This window comes from Spiroplasma eriocheiris (genome assembly GCF_001029265.1).
Classification (GTDB): domain Bacteria; phylum Bacillota_I; class Bacilli_A; order Mycoplasmatales; family Mycoplasmataceae; genus Spiroplasma; species Spiroplasma eriocheiris.
Window position 1 is genome coordinate 549,997 of record NZ_CP011856.1, and the last position, 12,122, is coordinate 562,118.

Below are 12,122 nucleotides of genomic sequence, written 5' to 3' on the forward strand. Positions count from 1 at the left end.
AAATGGCTATGAAAACTATGCAAGGTGATGTTTATACATTACTTCCTAAAAACCATATAAAAGTTGGGGATAAATTAATTTTTAAAGCAGACACCACAAAATTTGAAGATTTTAATTTGGCTGATGTTAAGAAAAAATACAAAGTTATTTCTGCAATTCCTAGCATTGATACTAGCGTTTGTATGTTACAAACCAGAGAATTCAATAATAAACTAGTTAGTAAATATCCTGATGTACAATTAATTACAATATCACGCGATCTTCCGTTTGCCTTAACCAGAGGTTGTGAATCTTTTTTAAATCCAAATCATATTTTATTGTCTGATACTAACTATCGAGATTTTGGTAATAAAACTAATTTATATTTTGATTTTAATAACTTATTAGCTCGTAGTGTTATTGTTTTAAATGAAAATAATGAGGTTATTTATCTACAAATTGTAAACCCTGTTAGTTCAGAACCAAATTACCAAGAGGTTTATACATTCTTAGACAATTTATAAAAACTGAAATTATATTTTAAATTACTAAAATATCATTTTTTATTAAAGGAGGCTTTTACTATTAATAATTTTTTAGGTTATAAAAGTATTAAATCAGATTTAAAAGAACTAAATCTGAAGTTTAAAATTGCAATTATCATTATTGCTTTTGTAACATTAGTACTATCATTTATTGATTTTAATTATTTTTTCAATAATTCTTCCTCATGGTTTGTAATTAGTGGCGCGCTTGCTAATCATACACCGGTGTGAAAAATTGTCTTATTATCACTAAGTGGGATTGCTAGTTTTACGGGGATTATTTGTATTTTTTTAATAGCCTTTGGACGCTTATCAAATTTTTTCTGGGGAACAATTAATGTGATTATTTATGGGTTATTTGCATTTGCCTGAGGTTATATTGGGGCGGCACAATTAAACATCTTTTTCTTTTTACCTTTTCAAATTATTGGTTGGTATCATTGACAAAAACGAATAGGAGATGGAGAATCCGAAGTAAAAATACGAGAATGACGATGATACTATGTTTTCATGGGGGCGATTATTATCGGGATCATAATTTCTGTTATTTTTTATTTTGAAATTCCCTGGCTGTCAAAGTTAATTACTGGACAGTATGACTATGATAATCAAATAGGACCCCATTTATTAGATACTTTAAATACTGGTTTAAGTATTATAGCTATGCTCTTAATGATTGGTGGTTTACGAGAACAGTGAATATTTTGAATTTTCGTTAATCTTACCCAAATTATTATGTATAGTGGAATTACTGGTTTTATTAATATTAATATGATTATTTTATGAACAATTAATTTAATTAATGCTATTGTAGGTTTGTTACGGTGGTATAAAGTTATTTTATAAATTTTATAAATAAAATTAAAAAACCGCCTTGCGAGGTTTATAATATAGATAAGGACACCAAACTATGAAACAGCTATTTTTTAGTGTTCTTTTTATATTTAACGCGTAAGGAGGTATGGCTAATGAGCTTAATGATGACTAAAAATGAGCAAAAGTTTCGCTATGCAAAACCATGGATTACTATTTTATATTTTTGCTTACCAACTGTTTTAATTATGGTAATTCAAGGTGCATATAATATTCTTGATAAAGAATTAGCGCTAGTATATGCCACTCCTGACTTAATGCATGATTCGTGATATGTTAACCAATATAATATTATTAATCATTTTTACGGGCCAGATGTTGTGACAATAATTCCTTATAATGAAATGCGCTCTTTTATTAATGTTGCAACCCAATATTCAATGCAAGTAAATAATTTAATTCTAGCGTTTAGTATTATGATTGGGTTAGGATGTGCAATGAATTTTTCTATTGCCTATGGACAACGTAATAGTCAAAAAATGAAGGAAATTGCTGGGAATGGTTTTGCCACCACAACTATTTTTTCAATTATGGTTGCATTTATAATTTTTTGTATAATTTTTCCCCAATGGCATGCTATTTTAATTACTAGTCAGATGGGATCATATTACAATCCAATCACAGAACAACTATGTTGGAGTTATTTATATCCGCTCTTATTATCAACACCTTTAATGTTTTTAAGTTATTGGTTTTTATCAATGCTGCGTAGTGAAGGAAAAATGAACTGAGTTATTATGTCAATTGTAACCTCTGTTTTAATAAATTGTGCAGGCAGCATTTTCTTTATGAAAGTTTGTCATTTAAAAATGGTTGGTTCAATGTTAGGAACTGTGCTTTCGTATTTTGTTCAATTTGTGTGGGGAGTAATTCTAATTTTTTGTTTTAAACATAGTAATGCTCGCTTTAGTAAATATGATTTATTTTTTATAAAATGAAATAATGTTGTTAACTTTATGAAGGCGGGACTACCTAATTTTATTATTAGTTTATCATTTATGTTAACTTCTTATGTTGCAACTAGTTTAGCAGTGCTACTCCCTAATCAAAAGTATGAAAATAATATTGCTATTCTTCAACAATTAATAGCAGCTATTAATCCTTGGATAACTTTTATAATTTCTGTTGGTTTTGGGTTAACCCAAGGGGCCCGTTCAATTATTGCATATAACTATGGGGCTGAAAAATATAACCGGATTTGACAAGTTCTAAAAAGAGTTAGTTTAGTTTTAATAATTTGGTTTTGTTTAATTTTTATTTTAATTATGATTTTTGCCAGTGATATGATTAAGTTGTTTGCTTTTCCCGGCCAAGATGCGGCGCAATACCATTGATGAGTTGGCATATATTTTATGGCTTATCCAACATGTTCATTAACTTTTATATGTTTAACTTTATTTCAAGGAATTAATAAATCAATGATGGCTACTTTTACTAATAGTTTACGCTCAGTGGTAATTGCTTTACCATGTTTAGCAATTGGTTATGGAATAAGTATTGCAACTGGTAATCCAATTTGATTTTTTATTTTAATTGGTTTAACAGATTTTATTTGTGCAGGAATTTTAATTCCCATTTTATGGTTTTATTGAAAAAAATACCATCATCAGTTAATTGATACCCCGGATAATTTTAATTTGCAGGATGTTGTGTTTGTTAAAAAAGTTACAAATGTTTAGCACATAAAATATGATTTTTAATATAGAAAAAATGTCTAAAATTAGTAGAAATTTTTCTAAAAAAGTAAGTTTTTTAAATATAAAAGAGTTAAAATAAAAATGTAAATAGGTAACACATTAAAGTTAATAATTTTTATCGATTTGGTTATTTAAGTTAACTAAATCATTTTTACCTATTTACAAATGAAAAATAGTAACCAAGACCATATTTTTAAAAATAATACGATTTATTATTTGTAATTTTATTCAAGCAAGTAAAAACGATTCCACCTTAATTCTGCTAATTCTTTATTTGCCAAACGTAAATTATAATCAAAATTAATTTGTCATAAATATTATTTAGAATCAAATCCATTCTTATTGTAACACCAATGCAACATAGTTAGTTTAAAGATGACCCTGTTAGAGTTAGAATTAATATTGTTAAATAATATTGTTTAAGTTAAAAATATCCTTGGCTATTAATTTTTCTAATTTATAAAATAATATTTTTAAGCATTATGCAAATATAATTGATAAAAAATATTAATTTAATAACACGACAAGCTTATTAAAATATTACATTTTATTAACGTGACTCTTAACAAAGTTTTAATTTTGCAAGAAAGATTTTTCTTCTCAGGACTTTTTATAATTTTCCCAATTACTTTTCTAATTTAATTAAGAATAAATGATCAAAAAATAAATATTTTTAATTTATAAAACGTTTATTAAAATATGGACGTTTTTTTAATACTTTAATTAAATAATTTTTATTCTTTTGGGTGTAAAAACTGTGCTTGTTTTTTTGTTAAAAATATTTATAATCATAAAATAGGTTTATTTACATTAATAGCAAGGAACATAAGGATACCAGAAGACATGAAAAAAATCTTTAGAAATCTTGGGAATGTTATTATTTTAACTGATACTGCTAGTTTTGTCTTAGGATTTGTGGGTTCAGTATGTGGAATGATTAGTTTGCTATCCCTCGAGCCTTTTTGAAATAATACAATTTTATCCTATGATATTACGCTTGGGGCGATCTTTTTTGACATTGCTAGTATGTTATTTGTTTTAATTGCTTTTATTGTTGGAACTAAGCATTTACAAGTTAAACAAAATAACCATGCAACAGTTAAGATTTTGAAGTTAGAAAAAACTTCACTCCAACTAGATTTTTTTAGTTTTTTTATTGGTTTAATTGGCTTAATTTTTGAAATTCTTAGTTTAGTATCCTTAACTGTTTTATGAAAAAATGTTCGTTTCTCTTATTTTGCTACTATTTTAGCAGTCATCTTTGATATTAGTAGTGGTTTATTAGCGGTGATTGCTTTAAAAGTATTTTTTCTGGTCCGTAAAACAAGTGACCTAAATGCCCAAAAATAAAATTTTAATAAATATTTTTTTATTTATTGGTTAAATGTTAAGCAAAAAAATGTTAACCATGATGTTAGACCCTAATTTTGAATGAATAACCTTCGGAAAACCAGGCGGGTCGCTATACTTTATGCAAAAAATATTATATAATTAACATAATAGTTTTAAATATAAAGAGGAGATTTTTATGGCAAAAAATTATAAATTAACAGAGCCAGAAATAAGAAAGATATGAGATAACACTCATCCAGCCGGGGGACGAAATAATACTTTATTTCGTAAAGATATTGCCGGAGCTTTTATTAAAATCACTGAATTTAATAAGGAAACAGAATTTGGGTGAGTAATTGATTTATTAGTTCCTGTCGAAAAAGGTGGCGAAGTTGAGGTTAATAATTGTTTAGCAATGCATTGAAAAAATGCAAAAGCACGTAAGGGAACATTAAATGATTGAAAAGCAGCAGTGCATGGTGAAATTAAATCAGGTAATAAAAAAGAATTTCAACAGCCACTGAATGTTAAAAGTAATAAAATTATTAAAGCTAAAGATATGAAAATCAAAGAAGTATCAGCAATTTGAGCTAAAAATAAAAACTCTTAATTTATTAAGAGTTTTTATTTTATTAATTATTATAGATTAACCAATTAGTTCCTGTTTCATCAACAATTAGTCAGTTGTTATTTGTTAACGAAAGAATTGGAATATTTAAGGTTTGCTTTGTTAAATTTGTTGGTTTTAAATCTTGTAAATTACTAATATCAAGATAAGTAAGATTACCTGTCATTTGGTTAATTAAAATTCCATTTTGATCAACTTTAACAATTTGAGAAACATTTTGATATTGTTGATAAGGGATTAAGAGGGGATAATTTAAATCGGTAAAATCAACATATGTTAAGGTCAAATTATTTGGTGCCACAAAAAACATCTGATGATCATTAATTGCAATAAAAGAATTACTTAATAAGCTTAATCCTTTTAGATGCAAAGGAGTTAATTCGGGTTGCGAATTATTAATTTTTAAATATCACATATTATTATTGAGATCACTAATAATAAAAGTATTATTAGTTAATGGTAAAATATTATTTATTTCATTAATATTATTGACTTTAATTTTTAATGGTACTAAAATTGGTTGCTGAGGATTACTAAAATTTAAATAGTATAATTCCTGGTCGTGAGTTGTTAGTCAAATTTCATGATTACTAATTGCTTTAATAGCAGAAATATTAGGGAGTCCTACTTTAACAGGACTATAAACTGGTTGTTGGGGATTTTGAATATCAACAGTCAATAATTGAGTTTTATTATTTATGTCAGCATTGACGATAAGTTGTGTTGATGATAATACTCCAAGGTTATAAATATTATTTTTAAAATTTAAATTTTTTATGATGGGATGGTTAATATCGGTTAAATCAAAATATTGTAAGGTACTTGGGAACACTCCAATTTGATAACCAATTAAAATGTTATCATTTGGTGAAACAAATTTATACATTCCAAGATTTTTAAAGAGTAACTTACTAATAGGATTAGTTGGATTTGTTAAGTCCAAGTAATATAAATCCTTGTTATTTCCAATTTTGTAAGTAACTACTTTACCATTACTAATTTTTGTTTTGTTAAAAGTAAATTTTCCGAGATTTGTTCAATGTTGGTTAAATGCCTTCAAAGAGTCATGAACATGACTATGAAGTTGGTTTTTAAAAGATGGACTTATAGTCATGACCCCACTGATACTTAAGGATATTAATAAATTAATTAATTTTTTCATTATGTTTTCCGCATCCTTTCTGAAGAAAAGTCTTTCTTCATTTTCATTATAAGATAAAAAAGGTTATTAATTAATAACCTTTTTAGACTTTTCTTAGTTATTAATAATATTTTACTAATAACCATAATGCTGTTGAAAGCGATTTATATATACAGGAGCTAGCCCACGTAGAGCAATTGGCACCACGATTTGGGTCAGCGGATAAGTAAATAAGAAGACATGAATAAAGTTATAAACAAACGCATATAATCATCCGGCATAACCTTTTCAAATTGCATCTGGGTATAACACGTTTCAGACTGCTACTGCAGCTAAAATTTGTCAAAAGTAAATAATTAGCATAATTGTGATACACATAATTAAATAGTTAATATAAGTAATATATTTTTTATCATTCGTAACTTTAAATCGCATTCATCCTGCTAAGCAGGGAGTTGTCATTGGCAAAAAATAATCTAGGATAAATGATCATGGTGAAATTATAAATCCTGATTGAATAAATAAAATTGCTAATAGTGAACTAACTGCTCCACAAATTCATCCTGCTAAACTTGAATGAATAAAAGCTAATATAATTAATGGAATATATTTTAAAGCAACCCCACCACCATTTGGTAATTGGGGTAAGAGATAACTTTCAATATAATTTAATGCTAAAGTAATTCCTACAAATAATGCAATGATAACATAATCAAAGGTGTACCATTTTCTAATTCCAAATAATTGTCAAAATTTTTTTTGTTTAGTTTTATCTTTAAAAATGGTATCTTGTGGTTTTAATTCTTGACTGTAAATTGTAATATTTAAAACTAAATTTAAAATATTTAAACTAAAGATACTTAGTAAAATAAACTGCATTTTATAGTTTAAATATTCATCGTATTTACAAATTCAAGAACTCACAGCGTATAAAATTGCAAAAATTAATCCAAAACTACAAAAACAAATTAAAAATAATTGCATATTTTGTAAGTTTTCATCGTTGTTAATATGCAATAAATCGCTAAGTAGCGTTGCATTTAAACTAGCTGATAAAACTAGAAAAACTAAATACAAAACAATGGGAACTATGCAAAAGATCTTAGCGGTCCATAAAATTATTTTTTGTTGTTTGGCATCATAAAAATTTTCAACGGTTTGCTCCATAAAAAAACTCCTTACACAATAATTACATAGTAATTAACATGAGAAAGAGAACAAAATAATAGAATATAAAATTAATTCATCATAATTTGAACTCCCTACGCTAGTATTAACTAGATCAGGTTCGAAGAGTATTTCTCAAGTTTATTATTTAATAAACTACCTCTGTCAATTACTAAAATATCTTAACATAACCTTTAAAAATAATAAATAATATTAGTAGTTAAAAAAAACAATAATTAGGATAATTTATGATAATTTTATAAGTAAAGGGTAAACAATTAAATAATGAGGAGACAATGGGATTTATGAATTATGATAACTTAATTAATAAATTAGAAAATTTAAAAAATAATGAAAATAAATTTTCTTTTATCAGTGAATTTATTATTAATCATTTGAATAAAATTAATAATTATAATATTAACCAATTAGCAAAAGCAACTTTTTCTTCTCCGGTCACAATTATTCGAATGTGCAAAGAAATTGGTCTACAAGGTTATAAAGAATTAATCATTATTTTAACATCTTTTAATACTAATAAGCACCCAAATAATCATAATAAGCTAGATAATACTTTAACTAAAATTAAAACTAATTTAGATGCGACTAATACCTTATTAAATTTTGAAATTATTCAAAAATTTGTTGACTATGTGAATAGTAATAAGACAATTTTATTATTTGCTTATGGTGAATCAGCCTTATGAATGGAAAGTTTTTATTCACGTTTATTGCGACTAGGTATTAAAACTTATTTTAATAAAGACCATGAAAACAATTTAATTTTTAGTCAAATTATTGACCAGAATTTTGTTGTCTTAGCATTATCCTTATCGGGAGAAACCAAAAGTGTTTTAAATTTAGTTAAGCAGGCCAAAAAGAACCATGCTGTTATTTTTACAATTAGCAAATATTTGCAGAATCACTTAAAAAAACTAGGAGATTATAATTTAAATCTTAGTTATAATCCGAATGATAATTATTTAATTACAAAGTCAACACGTTATGCAATGCTATATGTGTTAGATTTAATTTATGAACAAATTATTGCCTCAAAAGAAAAATACTATACTAATATTTTAAAAAATACCTTTTTAAAAAAATAAAAAAAGTTTCAACTTTAAAAATAAATAATGAAACTTTTTTTGTTTTGTTTAGTTTTAAACTTATTATAGGGAAAAGAGGTGATAGATTTTAATGGGTGTGGATAAAAGTACTGCACAAATGGTGATTAAAAACTTAGTAACAGCGGATCAATACAAAATAGTGGCTAATAGATATGATATTTTTGAAAATCATATTTTAACGTTTATTGATCGTTTTTACCACCACCAAGATTTGGGATTTGATTTGACATCAGAAATTAGAGCGCAAATTAAACCAGAATTTATCAAATTAGCAACGCAGTTCTTAAATGATTTATTAAAGTTATTAGGTGAAAAAGATTTTAAAATTAGTGAGAAAGAAATTTTTTTAGTAGCAACACATTTTGCAAATTGTGAGGAGGTTTAAAAATGACAAAACCACTAGTAGTTATTGGCCACCGAATGGGTCAAGGATTTAATGTTAAAGCGGGTGTTGAAACTGCGGGAGGAACTGCAATTGTTATTGAGGGGATGCTAGCTGATATGAAGTTAGGGCAAGTAATGAACGAAGTTCAAGCTGATTTAGGAATTAGTTTTTGTGGTTCTGGCGGAGCTGGGGCTATTACCGCCGCTAATGAATTTGATTACGAAGCAGTTGATCATTTACGGTCAGTTGACGAAGGAGTTACTGCAATTAAACAAGGTATCCAAGTATTAGGATTTGGATTTATGGACACTGAAGAGTTAGGCGAAAAATTAACCTCTGCTTGATTAGAGGTTCATCAAAATGATTAGTCCCGAAGATAAAAGCCAATCATCACAGTCCTCTTTAATAAATACTTATCAACAAGACCAGAAATCAATTTTAAAAGTTGAAGAAACTGATTTAATTGTAACGGGGAAGGGTCTTAAAATTCGTGAAGCATATAATAATGCTTTTGAAGAAATGAAAAAATTAGCATATAAGAAATTTAATAATTTTATTATTCATTTAGAACCATTAGATGTTGTCGAGTTATCTGATAATAGTGGATTAAAATCACAACGGTTTTTAGGAACTTTTTTTCCCCACAAAAAACTTAAGTATGAAATTAAATTGAAAATTATTGTGCGAGCAAAATATCTTGAAATATTTTAGGAAGTTGCCAAGATGAGTTTAGGTATTGCTGTTATTATTGCAATTATTATTGGGGCACTGGTTGGTTTATCAATTGGAATTGGAACCGCACGAATGTTTCATGCTCCAGAAAAACAGGCGCTAGGAACTTTCCGAACATTAGGAGAAATTAATGCTTGTAATGGTGATCCAGTTTCGCACTTTGCATTTGGTTTAGGTTTCTTTTTTAACTCAACTGCTTCGGCAATTGGAACTGGTGCTTTGACCCAAGATGTTATTCATCGAATTATTACTAACTGAGGAATTGCCTTAGCAAAACTATGTACGCGTAAAAAAGATACCTTTCAAGTAATGCGTTCACCATTAATGGTTGGCGTTGGTTCAATGATCATTGGGATTGTTGTGATGCCAATTATGATTACAATTTATAGTTATATTCCTCGACAATTATCTTCCATTGCTAGTGGAATTTTATCCCCAGCGGCAAATTATTTATTTAATTATATTATGCCTGTGTTATTTTTAATTGCGGCATTAGATGCGGGGAAGAAAATTGGACTACCAGCAATCATTTTTGGAGTATTGTCACAATTTATTTCCGGAAATGCTATTCCCGGAATTGTGTTAGGAATCTTAGTAGGTTCATCGTGAGATCAAAAAGGAATTTTATCAGTCCAATTTTGAGTTTTGTTTGTATTAACTATTGTGTTATTTATTTTAATTGCTTATTTTCGTAATATTACGTGAAATGATATTATTCATTTAAAACCTGTTAAAGCTTCTGGATTAAAAATGCTAGGAGACTTGGCCCAACTGGGGCATGTTAATATTGAATATAATTTAACATCTCACCCTGGCATTATAGATGAGGTACAATAATGATGAGAGATTTAAATAATTCAAACAAATTACAACCAATAATCAAAAAAACAGATAAAATAAAAAAACAATTATTAATTTATGAAGCACAAATCACTGCTCATCAAAATAAATTGCAAGATGAGAAAGATTTTAATAAGCGGTTAGTTATCCGCAATGCGATTAAAAGTTTGAAAAAAAATATTCGCCAGTTAAAAGCAAAAACTTTATCGGAAGCTGAAATTTTAAAAACAGAATATGAATTTCAACAAGAGAATGTTCTTAATGCTCAAAAAAACTTGGAAAAGGTGACTAAGCATTACCAAAAAATTAATGCTAAGTGATCACAAGCAGAAACTTTAGTTAAGGATGCAAAAGGATATATTAAAGATTACAAGCAAAATTATTCAGAAATTAAATCAAAAAAGAAAATTATCCATCAATATAAAATTTTGTGTCGAAAAAATGAAAAACTAAAATTATTAATCAATAATTTGACAGCTAAAGAAACAATCTTAACTGAAAAACAGGCTGAAGTTATATTTGAGCAAGAGACATTTTTAACAGAACATGTCAATGTTATTAAAAATGAATATGATGAGTTATTAAATAATCCCGAAGTTTTAAACTCTGAAGTTAGCAAAGAATTATTAGTAACTAAGTTACAAGAAATTGATAAGATTAATAATAAAAAAATTGTGCAGTATAATACAATAATAAAAAAATATCAAAGTCAAATTGAAAAAATTACCAACCGTAAAGTTAATTTACAACTTACTCTTGATCATAATTTAACAATCATCACTACTTTGGAAAGTGAAAACACTATTGTTGGTCAAAAACTTTCCCAATATGCTGAGAGTAAAAAAGTTTTACTTAATAATGTTAAATTAAAATGAGAGTTTAAAAAAACTAAGGTTTATTATCATAAAGTAGAACATCAGTTTCAAAAAGCAAATGATAAGTTAGAATGGTTAGCACAAAAAATTAATTTATTAGCAAATGTTGCTGGTCAAAATCTAGAAAGTATTAATAGTAAAGAATCAAATTTTTTACGCGGATTTAATCGTATTGAAAGAATCTTATTGAAAGACTGGTTCTTTATTATCATTACAATGATGTTAAGCGCTGGAGTAGTATTATCAACATATTTATTCGTACAAAAAGGAATTGGTGCGTTAAATGAAATTTTTGTGGTTGCTATGTTAAAAAATGGGTTAGTAACCGGAGACTATACTGCCGCTATGGGTTTTGCTGTTGGATTTTTAATTGCCCGGATTTTAGAAGGACCATTAGTTGGAATTTTAGATGTTGGTGGTTCAATTTTAACTGGAGTTGGAATTGGGGTTCCCGCAGTTTTCCTTGCCTCAAATAAGTTAGCATTTGTAATGCACAATCCATTCTTGGCTTTATTATTAGGAGCAGTAATTGGAATGATTATTGGTGTTGTCATCATTTTAATTCGCATCTTAAAACCAAAAGAAGCCAAAGGACTCGGAACAGATATTATGATTGGAGCGGGGAATGCTACTGGAAAATTCTTAGGACCGTTAGTAATTTTTTCAGCTGCCACTTTTAATCCTTTAGCTGGGATTGGCGCTGGCATTGGAGCGGGAATTTTTATGTGAATTAAAAAACCACTAGTTGGTGGTGCAATTTTAGGCGCAATGATTTTAGGAATGATTCCCGCATTTTCATAG

Annotated in this window: 13 protein-coding genes and 1 riboswitch; of the genes, 11 read left to right on the forward strand and 2 right to left on the reverse strand. The window is 27.4% G+C overall.

What is annotated here, in order from left to right:
* The first annotated feature begins 2 nt into the window (after positions 1 to 2).
* From SERIO_RS02525 to SERIO_RS02545, 5 genes are all read left to right on the forward strand, one after another.
* Complete coding sequence (locus SERIO_RS02525) at positions 3 to 503, forward strand: thiol peroxidase (protein WP_047791334.1); 501 nt, start codon at positions 3 to 5, stop codon at positions 501 to 503.
* A 246-nt stretch (positions 504 to 749) separates the two neighbouring features.
* Entirely contained in the window at positions 750 to 1,370 is a 621-nt protein-coding gene (gene pnuC, locus SERIO_RS02530) for a nicotinamide riboside transporter PnuC (RefSeq protein ID WP_053040815.1), read from the forward strand.
* 122 nt (positions 1,371 to 1,492) lie between these two features.
* Complete coding sequence (locus tag SERIO_RS02535; protein WP_047791336.1) at positions 1,493 to 3,076, forward strand: MATE family efflux transporter; 1,584 nt, start codon at positions 1,493 to 1,495, stop codon at positions 3,074 to 3,076.
* A gap of 861 nt (positions 3,077 to 3,937) precedes the next feature.
* Complete coding sequence (locus tag SERIO_RS02540; protein WP_047791337.1) at positions 3,938 to 4,444, forward strand: hypothetical protein; 507 nt, start codon at positions 3,938 to 3,940, stop codon at positions 4,442 to 4,444.
* A 178-nt stretch (positions 4,445 to 4,622) separates the two neighbouring features.
* Positions 4,623 to 5,036: a hypothetical protein gene (locus SERIO_RS02545; RefSeq protein WP_047791338.1), complete on the forward strand. Its 414-nt coding sequence runs from the start codon at positions 4,623 to 4,625 to the stop codon at positions 5,034 to 5,036.
* Positions 5,037 to 5,058: 22 nt separating this feature from the next.
* Here SERIO_RS02545 and SERIO_RS02550 read toward each other — a convergent pair whose 3' ends face one another.
* The gene (locus SERIO_RS02550) at positions 5,059 to 6,216 is read right to left on the reverse strand and encodes an LVIVD repeat-containing protein (protein WP_047791339.1); all 1,158 of its coding nucleotides are present in this window, start codon (positions 6,214 to 6,216) and stop codon (positions 5,059 to 5,061) included.
* A 114-nt stretch (positions 6,217 to 6,330) separates the two neighbouring features.
* Positions 6,331 to 7,362 carry an energy-coupled thiamine transporter ThiT gene (locus SERIO_RS02555; RefSeq protein WP_047791340.1) on the reverse strand — a complete coding sequence of 344 codons (1,032 nt, stop codon included), beginning with the start codon at positions 7,360 to 7,362 and terminating at the stop codon, positions 6,331 to 6,333.
* 74 nt (positions 7,363 to 7,436) lie between these two features.
* Positions 7,437 to 7,536, reverse strand: a riboswitch (TPP riboswitch).
* Positions 7,537 to 7,658: 122 nt separating this feature from the next.
* Between SERIO_RS02555 and SERIO_RS02560 the strand changes: the two genes are divergently transcribed.
* The 6 genes from SERIO_RS02560 to SERIO_RS06450 all read left to right on the forward strand — a co-directional run bounded on the left by SERIO_RS02560 (position 7,659) and on the right by SERIO_RS06450 (position 12,122).
* Positions 7,659 to 8,468 carry a MurR/RpiR family transcriptional regulator gene (locus tag SERIO_RS02560; RefSeq protein ID WP_079450783.1) on the forward strand — a complete coding sequence of 270 codons (810 nt, stop codon included), beginning with the start codon at positions 7,659 to 7,661 and terminating at the stop codon, positions 8,466 to 8,468.
* Positions 8,469 to 8,559: 91 nt separating this feature from the next.
* Positions 8,560 to 8,874: a PRD domain-containing protein gene (locus tag SERIO_RS02565; protein WP_047791342.1), complete on the forward strand. Its 315-nt coding sequence runs from the start codon at positions 8,560 to 8,562 to the stop codon at positions 8,872 to 8,874.
* Between the two features lie 2 nt (positions 8,875 to 8,876).
* Complete coding sequence (locus SERIO_RS02570; RefSeq protein WP_047791343.1) at positions 8,877 to 9,242, forward strand: SFCGS family glycine-rich protein; 366 nt, start codon at positions 8,877 to 8,879, stop codon at positions 9,240 to 9,242.
* Complete coding sequence (locus SERIO_RS02575) at positions 9,235 to 9,585, forward strand: DUF4312 family protein (RefSeq protein WP_047791344.1); 351 nt, start codon at positions 9,235 to 9,237, stop codon at positions 9,583 to 9,585. Before SERIO_RS02570 ends, SERIO_RS02575 begins: the two co-directional genes overlap by 8 nt.
* Positions 9,586 to 9,597: 12 nt before the next feature.
* Positions 9,598 to 10,443 carry a DUF4311 domain-containing protein gene (locus tag SERIO_RS02580; protein ID WP_073797398.1) on the forward strand — a complete coding sequence of 282 codons (846 nt, stop codon included), beginning with the start codon at positions 9,598 to 9,600 and terminating at the stop codon, positions 10,441 to 10,443.
* Positions 10,443 to 12,122: a DUF4310 family protein gene (locus SERIO_RS06450; protein ID WP_201773601.1), complete on the forward strand. Its 1,680-nt coding sequence runs from the start codon at positions 10,443 to 10,445 to the stop codon at positions 12,120 to 12,122. The genes SERIO_RS02580 and SERIO_RS06450 overlap by 1 nt, the downstream gene beginning before the upstream one ends.